Below are 18,319 nucleotides of genomic sequence, written 5' to 3'. Positions count from 1 at the left end.
TACACATTTTCTTCGTTAAATCAATCGTGGATTGCAATTACGGAAGCCCGGTATTGCGGCATGTTCCCTACCCATTTATCGTTGTCAAACTAAACGCGGTCGATACACCAGTACGCATGGGATATTGCATGGAGTCTCGATGAGCCCTCGGTCAAGCCGCGCAAGCACGCGCAAGCGCAAGCTCGGATTGCATGCGGTACTGGCCGCCCTGGCCGTGCTGAGCGTGGCCGTCGGCTTTTCCAACGCCATGTACTCGAGCTACCAGGTACAGAAGGCGCAGATCATCAAGAACGCGCTGGCCGCCAACCACGCGCGCGCGGAAAAACTGGCCGAGGTCATCGACGTCTATGTCGCCGCGTTGCACCGCCAGGCCCGGAGCGCCGCCGACCGGCTTCCGGGCTCCCTGGGCAAGCCCCAAGCGCTGCAGGATGAGTTGCAGCGCCTGGCCGGCCAGATCGATTCGCTGCACGCGGTCATGCTGGCCGACGCCGAGGGCCGTATCGTCGCCCGTTCCCCCATGGGGCAGCTCGCGGATGCCAAGGTCCTGCGTCTTGCCGACCTGGGCATAAGCGCCCAGGGCCCAGCGTCCTGGGTGACGACAATACCCGGGGCGCAAGCCGCGGTGCTTACCGTGGCCGAACCCGTGGAAGACGCGGCCGGCGCGCCCCTGGCCTACCTGGCCATCGCCATCACGCTGGACGCCGGCAGCGGCATGGACCGCATCATCGGCGACCGCGACGAAATCGCCGGCATGTCGGTGTTCCTGGTCGGCAGCAACGGCGACGTGCTGTACCGCAGGCATGCCCCTGCCGGGACGTTCGATCTGGCCAGCCTGGAGCCCGCACGGCACGGCGGCGCCGCCCTTTATCCGAAGGCGGACGGCGGCGCCGTATTGATCGGCTACGCGCCTTTGGCCAAGGGCAATTGGGCCGTGGTGGCTCAGCGTTCGCTGGATCAGGTGCTGTCGCCGCTGCGCGAATTGCTCGGGGATGCCCTGCGCTCGGCCATCCCGGCCATCCTGCTCACGCTGTTGCTGGTATGCGGCCTGGCCTATGCCATCGCCTCGCCGCTGTCGCGTCTGACGCGCGCCATGAGCGCGGGCAAATCGCCTGGCGTGGACCTCGGGCGGCTCAACGCATGGTATGCCGAGGCCGACACCTTGCGCGACGCGGTGGAGCTGACGCTCAACCAGCATCAGGACGAGGTGGGTCGCCTGAATACCCAGGCGCTGACGGATCCCATGACCGGACTATTGAACCGCCGCGCCATGACCGACGTGCTGGACGCCTACGCGGCCGATGGCGCATCCGTGGCCGTCATCGCCATGGATCTGGACCACTTCAAGCGCATCAATGACAGCTTCGGCCACATGACGGGCGACAAAGTGCTGATCGCACTGGCCGAGGTAATCCGCGCCGGCCTGCGCGACCAGGATCGCGCCTTCAGGGTGGGCGGAGAAGAGTTCATCGCCCTGTTGCCTACCGGCTCGGCCGAAAAGGCGTGCGAGATCGCCGAGCGCCTGCGCACCGCCGTAGCCCGACGCCTTATGCCGGACAGCGTGGGCCGTGTAACCGTGTCGATCGGCGTCGCGCTCTGGCCGCAGGACGGGGAATCCGCCGCCGACGTCATACGGCGGGCGGACGAAGCGCTCTACGAATCCAAGCAGCTAGGCCGCAACCGCGTGACGCTATGGCGCGACCGCGCCGCCACCGAACAGTCCCCTCCGAACAAGCGCAATTGAACACACGGTGACCAAATGAACTATTCCCTCTTGCTGGCGGGTTTGGCTGTCCTGTTCTTCGCGCTGCTGCTGCTTGCCATGAGAATCGGAAGACGGCTCGGACATGGCGCGGACGACAAAAGCGGCGCGGGGACCGCCGCCATCGAGGCATCCGTGTTCGCGCTGCTGGGCCTGTTGGTGGCCTTCACGTTTTCGGGCGCGGCCCAGCGCATGGCCGAGCGCCGCGACCTGCTGGTCCAGGAGGTCAATGCCATCGGGACGGCGTGGCTGCGCATCGACATGCTCGATGCCGCCGACCAGCCCAAGCTGCGCGAGCAGTTCCGCCGCTATGTCGACAGCCGTATCGAGTATTACAGCCACGTCGCCGCGCTGGATCAACGCGAAGCGATTGCGGCCCGCGTGGGGGCCCTGCAGAAAGAAATCTGGACCACCTCCATGAGCGCGGCGCGCCATGCCGTGCCGCCCTTTGCCGCGTCGTATGTGGGCGCAGTCAACGACATGTTCGACGTGTCCACCGCGCAGACCGTGGCGCAGAAGGTTCACCCGCCCGTTGCGACCTATGCCTTTCTGGTCTTTCTGGCCCTGGTCTGCGCCTGCCTCATCGGATCGAAACTGGCCTTGTCCCAACGCGACAGCCTGCTGCATCAACTGGTCTATGCCGTGGTCATGACCGCTGCGATATACATCATCGTGGACTTCGAGTTTCCGCGCATAGGCACGATTCGGATCGACCAGAGCGATGCGCTGCTGGCCGCCCAGCGGCAGGCCATGGTTGACCCGCCTGCCGCGGCCAAGTAGATTCGCTGACGCCGCAAGGCCGGCTGCTGTTGGACACGCATTCATTCCGGAGATGACATGCCCCCGCCCGTGATGATGGTGATACGGCGTTCAGGCTGGTTGCTCGCGCTGCTTGGCAGCGCAAGCTTTGCTCCTGCCATGGCCCAGGGCCTGCGGCTAAGCCAGGACGACCTGCAAAAGCGCGCCAACGGGGTGCTCGCCATCATGTCGTTCTCCATCGTGCCCGACATCACGACCAGTTCCCTGAACATAGGCGGAGGCAGCGGATCGGTCTCGGGATCCAGCGAATTCGCCATGACGCAGCTGGGCGGCGGCGACACCATCTCCAAATCGGTCCCCATCTACCTGGAAGGCGTGCTGGCCGCCAGCCGCTACGATCCGACCTTCGTCGCCACGCAGGGCGCCGAATCCCGCAGCATCCCCACCAAGTGGAACAGCTTTTCGGCCACCGGCGGCATAGGCTGGGACTTCAAGCTGACCGACGAACTGAAGCTGCGGCCCATCTTCAATTTTGCGCTGGGCAACGTCACCAGCGACCTGCGCGCCGCCAGCTGGTATGTGGGACAGCAGACCGGCAAGGACATCAGCTTCCTGGACAAGGGTTCGCTCAACGCCTATGGCCTGGGCGGCTCGCTGATGCTGGACTATGAGCATTACCGCCCCGGTTACGAGGTCGACGTGGAGCTGCGCTATTCCGACATGCGCCTGCAGAGCTTCAACAGTTCTGCCGCCGTCGAGGGCCACGCCACGGCGCAATCGGCCAATCTGTGGGCGCGCTACCGTGCGCCGACGGGATTCGTCGTGCTGCAACGGCCGCTGCGCTACGTGCTGGAGCTGACGCACTCTGAGTTCCTGGGCGACCAGCGCGGCATCCTGGGATTCGACCGGCTGACCTCCGTGGGCGCCGGCCTGGAGCTGGATTCCAGCGCCTATGACGTGATCATCACCCGCACCCGGCTGGTGGGCCGCTATGTGTTCGGCACCAATGTGTCGGGCTTCTCCATCGGGCTGGCAGTGAGCTTCTGAGCCCGCCGCCGGCGGAATTGCGCCGGATTTGTTACTCCCCCCTCTCCGCCCGGCGATGCCAGACTGTTTCCAGGCCGCCGAGCAGCCAGTCTGCGCGCAGACCCTTGCGCCAGGGCCTCGGCCCGCGATAAGGAGGTAGGAAATCATGACTGCATCAAGCAATGGCGCGCCCATGCGCACGCCCCCGGTCGTCTCGCCCCAGGACTGGGAAACCGCCCGCCAGCAACTGCTGGTCAAGGAAAAAGCCCACACCCGCGCCCGCGATGCGCTGGCCGCCGAACGCCGGCGCATGCCCTGGACGCCAGTGACCAAGGCCTATGCGTTCGAAGGCCCGTCGGGCATGCTCGCCCTGCCCGACCTGTTCGACGGCCGCCGCCAACTGATCGTCTACCGCGCCTTCTTCGAGCCGGGCGTGTATGGCTGGCCGGAGCACGCCTGCCGCGGCTGCTCCATGGTGGCCGACCAGGTCGCGCATCTGGCGCACCTGAACGCCCGCGACACCACGCTGGTCTTCCTGTCCCGGGCGCCGCAGGCGGACATTGCGCGGCTGAAAGCGCAGATGGATTGGAAGATGCCCTGGTACACGCTGACCGATGGCTTCGATACCGACTTCGGCGTGGACGAGTGGCATGGCACCAATGTGTTCTACCGCGACGGAGACCGCATCTTCCGCACCTATTTCCTCAACAACCGCGGCGACGAGCAGATGGGCGGCACCTGGAACTACCTGGACATCACGCCGCTGGGCCGCCAGGAAGTCTGGGAGGATTCTCCCGAAGGCTATCCGCAGACCCCGACCTACAAGTGGTGGAACTGGCACGACAGCTACGTGCCGGACGCGCCGCCGGACAGAAAATGGGTCGAGATTTCCGATGCGGGCGAGGCCGCATTCCGGGCGCAGAGCGCAGCCGCCAAACGGTGAGCGGGCGGGCGGCTGGCCGGGCGCGGCCGCTTGCCGTATTCATTGGTAATTAAAATAACCAATAGATACACAAGCTCAAACAACAGCAATTATCGGGGTCCGATGACCGTGCTAATTTATGCGCCCGCCGACCTTCGGCCCAGACGCATCCCCAGCGTCCCCGTCAGGCGGCCGTTGCCGGGCCGCTGCGCCCTCCTACCCCTATTTGACGAGAACCCATGCACAAGAACCTCGAGAGCGACACGATCATCGCCCAGGGAAAAAAGCGGATGTCCGGCCTGCTGCTGGCGGCGGGCCTGGCGCTTGCGGCAACCGCGCCGGCCATGGCCGTACCGCCGATCAAGGCGCACGGCGCGCCTGCCGCTGCACCCGCCACGGTAGCGCCCTCGGGTTCGGTACAGAAGACCGACATCCAGAACCAGGCCGCCTATGAGCGCCTGATGAACAACAGCGGCATCACCCTGCAATGGCTCTGGTCCGCGCAGCGCGGCCACCTGACCGCGACGGATGAAAACGACGTGGTCCGCATCGAGGGCACGCAGGCCAACCACGAAGGCACGCTGAAGATCAAGGGCGATATCGTCTCCATCGCCAGCGACCGCTTTATCTTCCGCGGCACGATCCTGATCCTGGACGCGCCGGACAAGGGCCGCCGCTGCGAACGCAACGGCGAGTTCGAGTTCCGCGCGACCGGCAAGCGCAAGTACTGGCGCCTGCAGCAGATGGAAGCCTGCGGCGGGCTGACGGACTACGTGGACGTGTACTACTGAGCCCAGCCTGCAAGAAGGCTATGCTTGCGCATCGATGCCGGCGGCCTCCTCATGCCGCAGTCCGCCGGCGCCACGGCGCGCGGCATATCTGAGGAGGTTTACATGATCACCGAAGTGGACAAGAAGCACCTGGCGCGCTGCGTCGAGCTGGCGAAACAGGCGCTGGAAGCGGGCGACGAACCCTTCGGCTCGGTGCTGGTTTCACCCGACGGCGTGGTCCTGTTCGAAGACCACAACCATGTCTCCAGCGGCGACCGCACGCGGCATCCGGAATTCGAGATCGCGCGCTGGGCCGCCAGCAATCTGCCGCCGGCCGAGCGCTCGGCCTGCACCGTCTACACCTCGGGCGAGCACTGCTCCATGTGCGCCTCCGCGCATGGCTGGGTGGGCCTGGGCCGGATCGTCTATGCCAGTTCTTCTGCCCAGTACCGGGAATGGCTGCGGGAATGGGGCGTCGCCCCCACGACCAAGGTGCGGCCGCTGGCCATCGCCGAAGTCGTGGACGGCATACCGGTGGAAGGTCCCGTGCCGGAATTCGCCGAACAGATCAAACTGCTGCACCAGGAAAGAATGCGCCGCCGCGGCTAGGCGGCGCCCTGCCCGGTTCGCCGTTACCGCCCGTCTCAATCGTCAGCAGCAATCCGCAGTATTCTCGCTGCACCGCACTATGAACAGGACTCCCGCATGCCCTCTGCCCTGACCAAATGGCTCACCAGCATCGCGTTCGGCCTGCTAGTCGCCTGGGCCAGCGGCGGCGTCGTCAATCCGGTCATGCAGCAGGCGCTCGGGCTGGCGGACTTGACTGGGCTTGCCTATATGGCGGCGCTGGACAGAATGCTGATCACGACGGGCGTCGTGTCGCTGCTGATAGGCGTGGCGCTAGTCGCAGCGCTGGTCCGCATTCCAAATTTTCGCCGCCTGATCGGCTGGGGCTGCGCCATGCTCGGCCTGGCCGTCCTGCTGAACCTGCTCGGCGCCGTGCTTGCAATGGAACCCGGCATCTTCAATCCGGCCACCGGCGGCAAGCAGGCGGCCAACGACGCCTATACGGCGCTGTTTTTCTGGGCGCTGATTTTCGGCCTGCCTTATCTGGCCGGCGGGCTGGCGCTGACCATAGGTGGCTGGGTCCTGATCCGCAAGAATCCCGGCCCGGGCGCGGCCAGGCCGGCATGACACGGCCGCCGTGCGCCCTTAAAGTGTGAAATTAACCGGAGCTTCGCAAGCTCCCATCTCCCTGTTTTTTCTGGCCCTACTCGCTCCATGTCCAACCTCATCGTCCACGGCGGCACCCCTTTGCGCGGCCGCGTCATCCCTTCGGCCAACAAGAACGCGGTCCTGCCGGTGCTGTGCGCCACCCTGCTGACGGACCAGCCGCTGCGGCTGCACGGCGTGCCCGACATCACGGACGTGCGCAAGATCCTGGACATCTTCCGCACGCTGGGCAGCGAGGTGCGGCTGGACGAGTCCACCCGCACCCTGGACCTGCATCACCGCGACACCGCCTTCGACGCCGCCCGCCACCGGCTGCCCGAGGAAATGCGCTCTTCCATCATGCTGGTGCCGCCGCTGCTGGCGCGCTTCGGGGTCGCGCGCCTGGAAGACAACGTCAAGGGCTGCACCCTGGGCGTACGCGAGATCGATCCGCACGTGGACATCTTCCGCTCCTTCGGCGGCGAGGTGGAACGCGCCAGCGGCTCGCTGCTGGTCCGCAGCAGCGGCCCGTTGAAGCCGACCCACCACTGGCTGGACTACGCCTCGGTGACGACCACCGAGAACTTCGTGCTGTGCGCCGCCGCCGCGCAAGGCGAGTCGACGCTGACCAACGCCGCCTCCGAGCCGCACGTGCAGGAGTTCTGCCGCTTCATGGCGATGATGGGCGCGGACATCGACGGCATCGGCACCTCGCGGCTGACGGTGCGCGGCGGCGTCAGCCTGGGCGGCGGCGAATTCACTTTCGAGGAAGACTTCCACGAGATCACCACCTTTCTCGCGCTGGGCGCGATCACGGGCGGCGACGTGGTGGTGCGCAACAGCACGCCCGCGAACTTCCCGCTGATCGACCGCACCTTCGCCAAGTTCGGCGTGCAGATCGTGCACGAGAACGGCTGGTCGCGCGCGCTGCGCTCGGGCCCCTTGAAGGTACAGACGCCCTTCACCAGCAATGTGCTGACCAAGGTCGAAGCGGCACCATGGCCCTATTTCCCGGTGGACCTGCTGCCCATCTTCATCGCGCTGGGCGTGTGCGCCGAGGGCAACGCCATGTTCTGGAACAAGGTCTACGACGGCGCGCTGGGCTGGACCGGTGAGCTGTCCAAGTTCGGCGCGCACGTGTTTTCGTCCGATCCGCACCGGCTGATCACGTTTGGCGGCCGGCCGCTGACGCCCGCGGTGGTCGAAAGCCCCTACATCATCCGCGTCGCCATCGCGCTCTTCATGATCGCCAGCAGCATCGACGGCCGCTCGGAAATCCGCAACGCCACGCCGATCCGCCGCGCGCATCCCCGCTTCGTCGAAAACCTGCGCAGCCTCGGCGTGCAGGTGGAATGGACCAGCGAGGAGTAAGCTTTCCAGATACGCACGCCACGGCGCGCATAACGGGAGCGGGCCGACCGGCTCCCGGCGCGGCGCGCCGCCCTCCTTAGGTCATGGCCTCTCACGCAGGAGGCGTACTCCATGCCGCGTCCGAACCCATAGGCGGCCAGGGCCTGCTTCGCAGGCCCCAGTTTCAAAGGTTGTTCACGAAGCAGCACCTTCAAGGAGGTGTGTGATGAGCCAACTTTCCGATAGCGCCCTGGATGATCTGAGAGCCTCAGCCCGAGGCCAGGTCCTCTGCCCGGGCGACCCCGGCTACGACGACGCCCGCAAGATCTGGAATGCGATGATAGACCGCCGGCCGGCGGTGATCTTCCGATGCGCCGGCGCCGCCGACGTGCGCCGCGCCGTGGATTTCGCGCGCGACAACGGCCTGGTCCTGTCCGTACGCGGCGCAGGCCACAACATCGCAGGCACCGCGGTCTGCGAAGGCGGCATGATGATCGACCTGTCGCCGATGAAGTCGGTGCGCGTCGATCCCGTGCGCGCCCGAGCCTATGTGGAGCCCGGCGCGACGCTGGCCGATTTCGACCACGAGGCCCAGGCTTACGGCCTGGCGACGCCGCTGGGCGTGAATTCCACCACCGGCGTGGCTGGGTTGACGCTGGGCGGCGGTTTCGGCTGGCTGACCCGCAGGTTCGGCATGACCATCGACAACCTGCTCTCAGCCGATGTCGTCACCGCGGACGGCAAGCTGCTGCACGCCAGCGAACAGGACAACCCGGATCTGTTCTGGGCAATCCGGGGCGGCGGCGGCAATTTCGGCGTGGTCACCATGTTCGAATTCCAGCTGCATCCGGTCGGACCCGAGGTTTATGGCGGCCTGGTCGTGCTGCCGCTGGAACAGGGTAAAGAAGCGCTGTCGAAGTACCGCGATGCGCTGGCGACCCTGCCCCAGGAACTGACGGTCTGGGCCGTGCTGCGCCTGGCTCCGCCGCTGCCGTTCCTGCCGCAAGCGGTGCACGGCAAGCCCATGGTTGCCTTCGCCATGTGTTATTCGGGCGATCTGGCCAATGGCCCAGCCGCGGTGGAAGTGGTGCGCGGCTTCGGCACGCCTTATGGCGAGCACCTGGGCCCCATGCCCTACGCCGCCTGGCAAAAGGCCTTCGACCCGCTGCTTACACCCGGCGCCCGCAATTACTGGAAGTCGCACAATCTGGGCGGGCTGGAAGACGGGCTGATCGACGCCATAGTGGCGGCGGTGGAAAATCTGCCTTCGCCGCAATGCGAGATCTTCCTGGGCTACATCGGCGGCGTAGCGGCGCAGGTGCCGGTGTCCGCCATGGCCTATCCGCACCGCTCGGCGCAGTTCGCCATGAACGTGCACGGCCGCTGGGACTTTCCGGAAGAAGACGAGCGCTGCATCGCGTGGGCCCGGACGCTGTTCCGGACCACGGAGCCCTATGCGCAAGGAGGGGTGTACGTGAACTTCCTGACGCAGGACGAACCGGAGCGGCTGGGCGCGGCCTACGGCCCTAACTTCGACCGGCTGGTCCAGGCCAAGACCCGCTACGACCCGCAGAACCTGTTCCGGCATAACCAGAACATCAAGCCGGCGTCGCCTTGAACCGGACCTGCGCGGCGGGGAATCCGACTAGCGGGCGCCGGACTTCCCCGCCGCGTTCAGGGCCGCGGCCGCTCGGATCAGCGCCGCCAGGGCCGTTTCGTCCAGCGTTTCCCCCTCGCGGATATCGATGGCGCGCCGCGTGTTGCCGTCCAGGCTGGCGTTGAAGAGCCCGGAGGGATCCTCCAGCGCCGCACCCTTGGCGAAGGTCAGTTTCACGGCGCTTTTGTAGGCTTCGCCGGTACAGATGATGCCGTCGTGCGACCACACCGGCACCCGCCATTTCCATTCCTCGACTACGCCGGGATCGGCCTGCCTGATGATGGCCCTGACCCGCGCGAGCGTCTGGCCGCGCCAGTCGTCCAATTCTCGTATCCTGGCGTCTATCAAGGTGGAGGCCGTCTCTTGCGTTGCCTCTTTGGTTGCGTTGCTCGTCTTGGTGTTCATGCCATGTCCCGGGAAAGATCGCAGACGGATGCGTCAGAAAGAATACCTGCATCGATCCCGGAAAATTTGTTAACTTGGTTAGCAAACCAAAATAGCTAGCACCGTAACGGGGTCACGGAAGAGGAGAATCAAGCGCAATGGCCAATCTGGTTTTGCTGCTGCTGGGCGTGGACTATCTGCGCAAGCGCGCCCGCGGGCTGTATGTCATCGGCGGCCTGCTTTTCATTACAGGCGTCACGCTGTTCATCGACGCGCTCGATAATGCCGTCTATTTCCCGCTGAATTTCTTCGCGGCGCTGCTGGTCCTCGAAGGCCTGGCCACGCTGGTGATCGCCAAGTCCGGCGTGGGGGGGCAGCGGGTGCTGCGCTATGCCAAGGGCGCCATCGTGCTGACGGCGGGCATCCTGGTCCTGATCGGCCACCATCACGGGCATTTCGCGCTGTCCATGCTGTTCGGCCTCATGTTCCTGGTGGACGGCCTGATCCAGTGCACCGCCGCCTACGTGGTGCGCTATGACCGCTGGCGCTATGTCTTTGCCTCGGGCGTGGCCGAAATACTGTTGGCCATCTTCTTTTTCCAGCCCTACCCGACCCATTACGTCGGCACGGTGCCGTACTGCCTGGGCCTGTTCCTGGCGTTTACAGGGCTGCGGCTGCTGTCGCTGGCGCGCCGCGTCCGCCACCTGGACTCCAACCCTGCGCTGGACGTCAATCCGCATCCGGACTTCATGCCCACGCGCGCCGACGCCCATGCGCAAAAGGTGTTCGACGGCCCGCCGCTGGAATCGGAGCGCGCGCTGACCGTGCACGTCTGGACGCCGTCGGGTTCGGCCAAGACCGAGACGCGCAACTATCCCGTGGTGAACCGCTACATCGCCGCCGTCGACATCAACGGCGTGGTGTCGACCGGCCACGCCGCGCTGGAATCACCGGAAGGCGTGTACATCAGCCTGTATCCGGCCCAGGAGATCGACCACTCTCCGGAACAGTTCGGCACCCTGCTGCGCGCCACGGCCGAAAACAACGTGCCCGGCGTGTACCAGCCCGACTACGCGACCGAATCCAAGGCCTGGACCCCGTCCACGATGCGGGTGCGCATCCGCAACTACGACGCAGCCAAGCTGCAGGCCTTCTGGGACGAATACCGCAAGACCGAGATCTACAACCTGACCCACCGCAACTGCTCCAGCTCCGTGTCCAGCGCGCTGGAAGCGGCGCTGGACGGCGTGGTGGGACGCCTGCACGGCCCGGATGCCGGTTGGCGCGTGCTGCTGCGCCTTTTGCTGACGCCGGAACTGTGGGTGGCGGCGCAGATCCGCAAGCGCGCGCTGACCATGGCCTGGACCCCGGGCCTGACGCTGGACTATGCCCGTGCGCTCAGCATGCTGGCCGACCCGCGCCCGTTCGGCTGGTGGAAGATGTCGCAGGACGCGCTGCGCCAGATCGCGCGCATGCGCGCCGGCTGGCGCAAGCAGGACCGCAAGGCTCAGGCCCGCAATGCGGAGCAGGCCGAGTCCTCGCAAGGGGCGCAATGACGGCCTCGCAACGCGCGTGAAGACGCCATGATTGCGCAGATCGTGAGCGGCGTGGCCATCGTGGCCGGCGCGGCCTGGGGCGCGGCGGCGCTCTGGTTCCAATCGCCGTTCCCCGGCCGCGCGCGCGCCGTCCTGCCGGCGGCCTGGCTCGCGCTCGCGGCCGGCGCACTGATGGGCCTGTCTATCGGACAGCCCCTGATTGCCTGGCTGTTCGGCGCCCTGCTGCTGGCGCTCTTGGCCTGGTGGTGGCTGGGTGTGCGGCCGTCCAACGAGCGCCAGTGGATGCCCGAGGTGGCGCGCCAGACGCAAGGAACGGTCGAGGGCGACATCGTCACCCTGCGCAACGTGCGCAACTTCGACTGGCGGTCGCGCACCGATTACGACATACGCTGGGAGACCCGCAGCTACGACCTGTCACGCCTGGAATCGGTAGACCTGGCGTTGTCCTACTGGGGCCGGCCCGCCATCGCGCACGCCTTGGTGTCGTTCGGTTTTGCGGATGGCCAGTACGTGGTGTTCTCGGTGGAGATACGCCGCAAGCTGCACGACGTATTCTCGGAAATTGGCGGTTTCTTCCGCCAGTACGAGTTGTCGGTGCTGGCCTCGACCGAGGAAGACAGCCTGCGCGTGCGCACCAATGTGCGCGGCGAAGAAGGCTATCTGTACCGCGTGCACATGCCGGACGGCGCGGCTCGCAAGCTGTTCCTGGCCTATGTGGAGACCGCTACCCGGCTGGCGGACAAGCCGCGCTTCTACAACACGCTGACGGGCAACTGCACCACCATCGTGTACCGGCTGGCCGACCAGATCGTGCCGGGGTTGCCGCTGGATTACCGCGTGCTGTTCTCGGGTTATCTGCCCGAGTACCTGTACCGCCTGGATGCTCTGGAAGGAGCGGATAGTCCGCTGGCGTATCGGCAGGCCGGCCATTACACGCAGCGTGCCCGCGCCACCGCGGACGCGGCCGAATTCTCGCGCAACATCCGGCGCGGCGTGCCAGGCGTGCCGCAGGCGCCCGCCCCCGCTCAGGATGGCGCGGCCGTGCCCGGCGCCGGTGCGCGCAGCCGCGCCAAGTAAGCGCCCAGTGTCTCCAGGTGGCTTTCTTCCGAGCGTAGCCCGACATGGCCATCCGCCCTGACGGCCAGCACGAGGATATGCCGCACGCCGAGCCTTCCGGCCACCGAGGGATCCACATAGCCGTCCACGCCATCGACATCCGCATTCGCCGTCAGCGCGACCACGGCCTCGATGATGGCGCCGTCCGATAGCGGCTCGATCGCGGCGCGAACCTGGGCAAGCGCGTCCGCAGACGTCCGCGGGCCGCCCAGGATGAAGACTGTATGGCCCTTGCGGTGGGCGCTCTCATGCAACATCCCCGCGCCGCCCGCCGCAAGGCGTATCGGGATCTGGTCGGGCAGCCGCTGGCCCGGCGAAACCGGGTCGTGCCGGTCTCCCATGACGATGGGCGAATCGCGGTAATCGATGTCCAGCTCCGCCTCGGCAACGGCCTCGTGGTGCTGCGAGGCGCCGTCCTCGAAGGCTTTGCGGATGGCGGCATTGCGCTCGCGCAGCACGTCCGGGTCAGTGGCCAGCTGGGCGCTCTCGGCCTCGTCGCCCGACGCCAGCACGCGCTGCGCGGCCGGCCGGCGCTCCGCCTGGTAGCTGTCCAGCAGACTGTCCGAGCACTGGCCGCGGCAGACCAGCGCAAGCTTCCAGGCCAGGTTGACGGCGTCGTGCAGGCCGCTATTCATGCCATGGCCTTGGGCCGGACTGCAGGTGTGCGCGGCGTCTCCGGCCAGCAGGATGCGATCGGCCCGGAATTGCCGCGCGACTTTGGTGTAGCAACGGAAGCGCGCCGGATGGGCAACGTCCTCGAAATTCGCCTCGGGCAGATAGCGCCGCAGCGTGGACAAGGCATCGGCCACCAGATCGGAGTCTTCGGCAGTAGGCCGCAGATACACGCGCCAGCGCTGGCCCGGCAGCGCCGTCAGGATCACCGGGATCCTGTCCAGGTAGGCGTAATTGGCCTCGAAGATCTCGGGCCAGCCGCTGATCGCGGCGTCAAACACCGCCCAAGGCTGGCTGATGTCGTGGCCGTCCTGCTCGATGCCGGTCAGCTCGCGCACCGTGCTGTGGTGGCCGTCGCAGCCTATCACCCACTCGGCCAGCACTTCGATTGCGCCGCCCGGCTGCTCGATCCTGGCCAGCATGCCGTCCGGCCGTTCCTGCAGATCCACCAGCTTGCTGGCCCGCTGGACGGCGCCGCCGTGGCTGGCCAGATAGTCGGCAAGGATGGACTCCGTGACCTCTTCCGAAATCCCGATGTTGTAGGGGTAGCGGCTGCCGCAAAGGTCCAGATCGATCTCGCCCAGCACCTTGCCGTCGGCATGGATGCGCGCGCCGCGCTGCTTCACGCCCGCGGCCAGCAACGGCTCGACGATGCCCAGCGAATCGAAGATCTCCAGCGAGCGGGGGTGGACCACCGTTGCGCGGTCCCATTCCAGCGGCCGCTCGTGCGCATCGATCAACAGGCACTGCACGCCGCGCCGTTGCAGCTCGGCGGCGGTGAGCAGGCCCGCCGGACCGGCGCCCACCACCAGGACTGTCGTTGCAATCACCATGATGTCGCCTCGAGAAATTTCGAGGCGACCTGGATTGCGCCTCGGCACGAACCAAAAAAAATAAGGCCGGGCATCACTTACCGTCAAAGATATTGAGGCTTACGCCGCTGGCATGACGCCGCGGACGGACCTCAACCTTTTGGACCGATCCCTGGCGACTCAGGGGTGACCGGCCAGCTGCGCGGCCTCGCCCAGCAGCGCGTCCAGCAGGCGGCGCGCCGGCACCGTCAGCGGCGCATCGGCGCGGTGCGTCACGTAGATGACGGTCTTGGGCAAGGGATCGATGATGTCCAGCCGCACCAGCCCTAACGCCGGCCCGTAACGGTCCAGGAACCCTTGCGGCATGATGCCGATCAGGTCCAGCTGCGGCATCAGCGCCAGCAGCGTGGAAAAGGACTCGCATTCCAGCTGCAGGTGCAGCGCGCGTGCCTGCGTTTCGTCGCTGTACAGCGCCCTGGGATCGCCGGGCCCCTGCGCCGGCCCGGTCAGCACCCAGGCGGCTCCGGCCAGTTCGCTCAGGCGCCGGGCGCCGGCCAGCGGATGCGACGCCCGCGCAACGATGACCGACTGGCTTTCGAACAGCGGCTGCACGGCCAGGTCGCCTCCCCCGCCCGCTTCGGGCAGCGGCCCCAGCGCCATGTCCAGTTCGCCCGAACGGATGCGCTCCAGCGCCTGCGGATACAGCGTGTCGCGCACCCGCAGCCGCACCTGCGGCCAGCGCGCGCCGTAGCGCGCCACCGCGCCCGGCGCCAGCAGGATGGCGGCGGCGGGCGATACGCCCAGGGTCACCTGGGCTTCGGCGCCGCGCAGGTGCCAAGCCAAGTCTTCATGAGCCTTCTCGATTTCTCGCATGACGACCGCGGCGCGCGCCGCGAGGATCTCGCCGGCCTGCGCCAGCCGCACGCCCTTGGGCGTGCGCACCACGAGTTCGGCGCCGACCTCTTCCTCCAGCTGGCGCAGCGACTTGGTCAGCGCCGGCTGCGACACGTTCAGGACCTGCGCGGCGGCGCGCATGCTGCCAGTCCGGGCCAGGGTGAGCAACAGGTTCAGATGCTGGAGTCGCAAGCCGCCTCTCCGGCCGATTACCTGGGGTAATCGACATCAAAACAATTCAAGGGATGCGCGCGCAGGCCGTCGATAGAATTCCTGCATGCCCCAATCGGAGACAGGAGCCTAGCATGACCCGAGGCGTGAAGAACATTCTCTTCATCATGTGCGACCAGCTGCGCTACGACCATCTTTCCTGTTTCGGCCACCCCAGGCTGAAGACCCCGAATCTGGACGCGCTGGCCGCGCGCGGCGTGATCTTTGACCGCGCCTTCGTGCAGTCGCCCGTTTGCGGCCCGTCCCGCATGAGCTACTACACCGGACGCTACGTGCATGCGCACGGGGCCAGCTGGAACTTCGTGCCGCTGAAGGCCGGCGAGATGACCATCGGCGACCATCTGCGGCCGCTGGGCGTGCGTTCCGTGCTGGTGGGCAAGACCCACATGCGCGCCGACATGGCCGGCATGTCACGGCTGGGTATAGACCCGGCCTCCGTCATCGGCCGCCGCATTGCCGAATGCGGCTTCGACGCCTACGAGCGCGACGATGGCATCCATCCGTATTCTGGCCACGACCCGGACCCGCGCTACAACGACTATCTGCGCGCGCAGGGCTACGGCGGCGACAATCCCTGGGAAAGCTGGGCCAATTCCGCCGTGGACGCGGACGGCACGGTGCGCTCGGGCTGGTTCCTGAAGTACTCCAACCTGCCCGCGCGCGTGCCCGACGAGCATTCGGAGACGCCGTACATCACGCGCCGCGCGATGGACTTCATCAGCGAGGCGGGCGAGCAGCCCTGGTGCCTGCACCTGTCCTACATCAAGCCGCACTGGCCCTATCTGGCGCCTGCGCCCTACGCCGGCATGTACAACGCGCAGGACGCGCTGCCTGTGGTGCGATCGGAGGCCGAACGCGCCGACCCGCATCCGGTGTACGCCGCGATGATGCAGCATCGCGTGTCGGCGACCTTTTCCGAGCCCGGCGTGCGCGAAGCCGTCATGCCGGGCTACATGGGATTGATCAAGCAGATCGACGACCAGCTCGGCGCGCTGTTCCGCTTCATGGAGGCGCGCGGACTGTTCGACAACACCATGATCGTATTCACGTCCGATCACGGCGACTATCTGGGCGACCACTGGATGGGGGAAAAGGACCTGTTCCATGAACCCGTCATCCGCGCGCCGCTGATCGTCTACGACCCGGATCCGCGCGCCGACGCCGCCCGCGGCACGCGCTGCGCGGCCATGGTCGAAGCAATAGACCTGGCGCCGACCTTCCTGGAGGCCTGTGGCGGCGTGCCGGTGCCGCACATCATGGACGGGCGTTCGCTGCGGCCCCTGCTGTTCGGCCAGACGCCGCCGGATTGGCGCGACCACGTCATCTGCGAGTACGACTATGCCTTCCAGGATTCGCGCATCGCGCTGGGTACGCCCGCGCGCCAGGCCTGGCTGCGCATGGTGCGCGATGAACGCTGGAAGTACGTGCTGGCCGAAGGCTACCGGCCGATGCTGTACGACCTGCAGGAAGACCCGAACGAATTCGTCGACCTGGGCGCCTCGCCCGCGCATGAGGCGGTGCGCAAGCGCATGGAGGAATTGCTGTTCCGCTGGGCGCGCCAGCCGCGCCAACGCGCCACGGTGGCCGACGGCACCATCGAATCGATCGAAGTCCAGCCGCGCATTTCCGAGGGCGGCATCCTGATCGGCTATTGGGACGAAGCCGACCTGGCCCGCGCCAGGCAGACGTTCAAGCCCCGTTTCGCATCATCCAACCCGCTCGTGAAGCCGACGCTGGATCGGCTGTCGCAATCCTGAGGAGTGCAGCATGATTCTCGAAACCCCCGACATCACCCGCGCCCAGGCCGGCCTGGACGGCGTCTCCTGGAACATCCTGGGCCAGGTGTACGTGCCCAAGCAGGTCAGCCTGGACAGCATTTCCTGGCACGCCACGTTTCCGGAAGAGAGCTTCGTGCCGCCGCACGTGCACCCCAACCAGGACGAGTACATCTTCGTGCTGGACGGCCGCATCGACCTGCTGCTGGACGGCAAGAAGACCTCGGCCGGCCCCGGCGACCTCGTGCGCATGCCTCGTGGCGTGCCGCATGCCTTCTTCAACAATTCCGGCGTCGCCGCCACCGCGCTGTTCTGGGCCGCGCCCGCGGGCAAGCTGCTGGAGCTTTACCGGCGCATCCACAACATGTCGAGTCCGGCGGAGGTCGTTGCGGTGGCGCCGGAGTACGACGTGATCTTCATGCCGCCTGTCTCGTCAGCGGCCTGAACCATGCGCCGCCGCACGCTACTGAAGGGCCTGTCCGGCGCCCTGGCCTGTACCCTGCCCTGGGCCGCCCGCGCCGCGTACCCGGACAAGCCCGTACGCATCATCGTGCCGCTGCCGGCGGCCAGCCCGCCCGACGTGCTGGCGCGCGTGATCGGCGAAAGGCTGCAGCGCCTTTGGGGGCAGCCGGTGGTGGTGGAGAACCGGCCCGGCGCGACCGGCATGATAGGGCTGGACGCCGTCGCCCGCAGCGCCCCCGACGGCTACACCGTGGGCATCATGTTCCTGACGCATACCGTGCTGCCGGCGCTGTTCGGCAAGGTGTCGTACCGCACGGATGGCGACTTCGCGCCGATCGCGAACCTGGTCTGGCTGTATAACGCCCTGCTGGTGGCGCCAGGCAGCGAATACGCCGACGTCCACGGCCTGGTCGAACAGGCGAAGCGCCAGCCCGGCAAGCTCAGCTACGGTTCCGGCGGCAACGGCTCGCCCGCCCATCTGCTGGGCGCGGCCTTCTGCCAGGCGGCCGGCATAGACATGCTGCACGTGCCGTTCAAGGGTCCTGCGGAAGCGGCGCAGGCGCTGATGGGCGGCTACGTGCAGACCATGTTCGCCACTGCTTCCGTCGCCGTGCCGCTGGCGCAGTCCGGCAAGCTGCGCGCGCTCGCCGTCACGCGTGATGGCGGCATGGCCGCCTTGCCCGGCGTGCCCACGCTGGCCGAGGCCGGCGTGCCTGCGTTCAACCTGAAAGAATGGGAGGGAATCGTCGCGCCCGCAGGTACGCCGCCGGACCTGATCGCCAAATGGAACGGCGCCATACAGACCATCCTGGCCGACGCCGAGGTGCGTGACAAACTAGCCGGCCTGGGCATGGAAGCCGCCCAGGCCAACACGCCGGCCGAGTTCGCCGGGCTGATACGCGGCGAGCTGCAACGCTGGTCGGCGTTCGTGTCGGAACAGAAGCTGCGCAACGGATGACGGG

Annotated in this window: 17 protein-coding genes; 14 read left to right on the top strand and 3 right to left on the bottom strand. The window is 66.8% G+C overall.

The genetic code is table 11. The features are described from left to right. Positions 1 to 139 precede the first annotated feature (139 nt). The 9 genes from IB258_RS07600 (at position 140) to IB258_RS07560 (ending at position 9,416) form a co-directional block, all read left to right on the top strand. Positions 140 to 1,741 (top strand): diguanylate cyclase, encoded by a 1,602-nt coding sequence (locus tag IB258_RS07600; RefSeq protein WP_192352352.1) that lies wholly within the window; start codon positions 140 to 142, stop codon positions 1,739 to 1,741. 15 nt (positions 1,742 to 1,756) lie between these two features. Further along, on the top strand, positions 1,757 to 2,539 hold the full coding sequence (locus IB258_RS07595) for a hypothetical protein (protein ID WP_054456266.1): 783 nt from the start codon (positions 1,757 to 1,759) through the stop codon (positions 2,537 to 2,539). Between the two features lie 57 nt (positions 2,540 to 2,596). After that, on the top strand, positions 2,597 to 3,565 hold the full coding sequence (locus IB258_RS07590; protein WP_192352351.1) for a hypothetical protein: 969 nt from the start codon (positions 2,597 to 2,599) through the stop codon (positions 3,563 to 3,565). A gap of 172 nt (positions 3,566 to 3,737) precedes the next feature. After that, the gene (locus IB258_RS07585) at positions 3,738 to 4,487 is read left to right on the top strand and encodes a DUF899 domain-containing protein (protein WP_217472161.1); all 750 of its coding nucleotides are present in this window, start codon (positions 3,738 to 3,740) and stop codon (positions 4,485 to 4,487) included. Between the two features lie 218 nt (positions 4,488 to 4,705). Then, positions 4,706 to 5,257, top strand: a complete 552-nt coding sequence (locus tag IB258_RS07580; RefSeq protein WP_192352350.1) for a hypothetical protein — start codon at positions 4,706 to 4,708, stop codon at positions 5,255 to 5,257. A gap of 102 nt (positions 5,258 to 5,359) precedes the next feature. Further along, complete coding sequence (locus IB258_RS07575; protein ID WP_054456486.1) at positions 5,360 to 5,845, top strand: nucleoside deaminase; 486 nt, start codon at positions 5,360 to 5,362, stop codon at positions 5,843 to 5,845. A 96-nt stretch (positions 5,846 to 5,941) separates the two neighbouring features. Continuing rightward, positions 5,942 to 6,430, top strand: coding sequence for a hypothetical protein (locus IB258_RS07570; protein ID WP_192352349.1), 489 nt, complete (start codon positions 5,942 to 5,944; stop codon positions 6,428 to 6,430). Between the two features lie 87 nt (positions 6,431 to 6,517). Beyond that, complete coding sequence (locus IB258_RS07565; protein ID WP_054456262.1) at positions 6,518 to 7,819, top strand: UDP-N-acetylglucosamine 1-carboxyvinyltransferase; 1,302 nt, start codon at positions 6,518 to 6,520, stop codon at positions 7,817 to 7,819. A gap of 205 nt (positions 7,820 to 8,024) precedes the next feature. After that, on the top strand, positions 8,025 to 9,416 hold the full coding sequence (locus IB258_RS07560; protein ID WP_054456261.1) for an FAD-binding oxidoreductase: 1,392 nt from the start codon (positions 8,025 to 8,027) through the stop codon (positions 9,414 to 9,416). A 27-nt stretch (positions 9,417 to 9,443) separates the two neighbouring features. Here the strand turns inward: IB258_RS07560 and IB258_RS07555 are convergent, their stop codons facing one another. Then, on the bottom strand, positions 9,444 to 9,860 hold the full coding sequence (locus IB258_RS07555; RefSeq protein WP_175162265.1) for a DUF1801 domain-containing protein: 417 nt from the start codon (positions 9,858 to 9,860) through the stop codon (positions 9,444 to 9,446). 137 nt (positions 9,861 to 9,997) lie between these two features. On the opposite strand from IB258_RS07555, the gene IB258_RS07550 reads away from it, so the two are divergent. Both IB258_RS07550 and IB258_RS07545 read left to right on the top strand, forming a co-directional pair. Continuing rightward, positions 9,998 to 11,395, top strand: coding sequence for an HdeD family acid-resistance protein (locus IB258_RS07550; protein ID WP_054456259.1), 1,398 nt, complete (start codon positions 9,998 to 10,000; stop codon positions 11,393 to 11,395). Positions 11,396 to 11,422: 27 nt separating this feature from the next. After that, a complete protein-coding gene (locus IB258_RS07545; RefSeq protein WP_054456258.1) occupies positions 11,423 to 12,472 on the top strand; it encodes a DUF4105 domain-containing protein in 1,050 nt (349 codons plus the stop codon). On the opposite strand, the gene IB258_RS07540 is transcribed toward IB258_RS07545, so the two are convergent. Next, positions 12,421 to 14,016 (bottom strand): FAD-dependent monooxygenase, encoded by a 1,596-nt coding sequence (locus IB258_RS07540; protein WP_192352348.1) that lies wholly within the window; start codon positions 14,014 to 14,016, stop codon positions 12,421 to 12,423. The two genes, IB258_RS07545 and IB258_RS07540, sit on opposite strands and share 52 nt — an antisense overlap. A 159-nt stretch (positions 14,017 to 14,175) precedes the next feature. Beyond that, entirely contained in the window at positions 14,176 to 15,081 is a 906-nt protein-coding gene (locus IB258_RS07535; RefSeq protein ID WP_192352347.1) for a LysR substrate-binding domain-containing protein, read from the bottom strand. 113 nt (positions 15,082 to 15,194) lie between these two features. Between IB258_RS07535 and IB258_RS07530 the strand changes: the two genes are divergently transcribed. The 3 genes from IB258_RS07530 to IB258_RS07520 are packed head-to-tail and all read left to right on the top strand — an operon-like array spanning position 15,195 to position 18,315. After that, on the top strand, positions 15,195 to 16,877 hold the full coding sequence (locus IB258_RS07530) for an alkaline phosphatase family protein (protein ID WP_054456255.1): 1,683 nt from the start codon (positions 15,195 to 15,197) through the stop codon (positions 16,875 to 16,877). A 10-nt stretch (positions 16,878 to 16,887) separates the two neighbouring features. Then, complete coding sequence (locus tag IB258_RS07525; protein WP_054456254.1) at positions 16,888 to 17,340, top strand: cupin domain-containing protein; 453 nt, start codon at positions 16,888 to 16,890, stop codon at positions 17,338 to 17,340. A 3-nt stretch (positions 17,341 to 17,343) separates the two neighbouring features. Beyond that, positions 17,344 to 18,315, top strand: a complete 972-nt coding sequence (locus IB258_RS07520; protein ID WP_192352346.1) for a tripartite tricarboxylate transporter substrate binding protein — start codon at positions 17,344 to 17,346, stop codon at positions 18,313 to 18,315. Positions 18,316 to 18,319 lie beyond the last annotated feature (4 nt).

This window comes from Achromobacter sp. ACM02, from assembly GCF_014851605.1.
Taxonomy (GTDB): domain Bacteria; phylum Pseudomonadota; class Gammaproteobacteria; order Burkholderiales; family Burkholderiaceae_B; genus Achromobacter; species Achromobacter aegrifaciens.
This window is presented reverse-complemented; position numbering and strand designations above follow the sequence as displayed.

What these genes read in the sequence shown, in the direction of transcription:
- IB258_RS07600 (WP_192352352.1), top strand. Translation starts at nt 140, where the DNA reads ATGAGCCCTCGGTCAAGCCGCGCAAGCACGCGCAAGCGCAAGCTCGGA.
- IB258_RS07595 (WP_054456266.1), top strand. Translation starts at nt 1,757, where the DNA reads ATGAACTATTCCCTCTTGCTGGCGGGTTTGGCTGTCCTGTTCTTCGCG.
- IB258_RS07590 (WP_192352351.1), top strand. Translation starts at nt 2,597, where the DNA reads ATGCCCCCGCCCGTGATGATGGTGATACGGCGTTCAGGCTGGTTGCTC.
- IB258_RS07585 (WP_217472161.1), top strand. Translation starts at nt 3,738, where the DNA reads ATGCGCACGCCCCCGGTCGTCTCGCCCCAGGACTGGGAAACCGCCCGC.
- IB258_RS07580 (WP_192352350.1), top strand. Translation starts at nt 4,706, where the DNA reads ATGCACAAGAACCTCGAGAGCGACACGATCATCGCCCAGGGAAAAAAG.
- IB258_RS07575 (WP_054456486.1), top strand. Translation starts at nt 5,360, where the DNA reads ATGATCACCGAAGTGGACAAGAAGCACCTGGCGCGCTGCGTCGAGCTG.
- IB258_RS07570 (WP_192352349.1), top strand. Translation starts at nt 5,942, where the DNA reads ATGCCCTCTGCCCTGACCAAATGGCTCACCAGCATCGCGTTCGGCCTG.
- IB258_RS07565 (WP_054456262.1), top strand. Translation starts at nt 6,518, where the DNA reads ATGTCCAACCTCATCGTCCACGGCGGCACCCCTTTGCGCGGCCGCGTC.
- IB258_RS07560 (WP_054456261.1), top strand. Translation starts at nt 8,025, where the DNA reads ATGAGCCAACTTTCCGATAGCGCCCTGGATGATCTGAGAGCCTCAGCC.
- IB258_RS07555 (WP_175162265.1), bottom strand. Translation starts at nt 9,860, where the DNA reads ATGAACACCAAGACGAGCAACGCAACCAAAGAGGCAACGCAAGAGACG.
- IB258_RS07550 (WP_054456259.1), top strand. Translation starts at nt 9,998, where the DNA reads ATGGCCAATCTGGTTTTGCTGCTGCTGGGCGTGGACTATCTGCGCAAG.
- IB258_RS07545 (WP_054456258.1), top strand. Translation starts at nt 11,423, where the DNA reads ATGATTGCGCAGATCGTGAGCGGCGTGGCCATCGTGGCCGGCGCGGCC.
- IB258_RS07540 (WP_192352348.1), bottom strand. Translation starts at nt 14,016, where the DNA reads ATGGTGATTGCAACGACAGTCCTGGTGGTGGGCGCCGGTCCGGCGGGC.
- IB258_RS07530 (WP_054456255.1), top strand. Translation starts at nt 15,195, where the DNA reads ATGACCCGAGGCGTGAAGAACATTCTCTTCATCATGTGCGACCAGCTG.
- IB258_RS07525 (WP_054456254.1), top strand. Translation starts at nt 16,888, where the DNA reads ATGATTCTCGAAACCCCCGACATCACCCGCGCCCAGGCCGGCCTGGAC.
- IB258_RS07520 (WP_192352346.1), top strand. Translation starts at nt 17,344, where the DNA reads ATGCGCCGCCGCACGCTACTGAAGGGCCTGTCCGGCGCCCTGGCCTGT.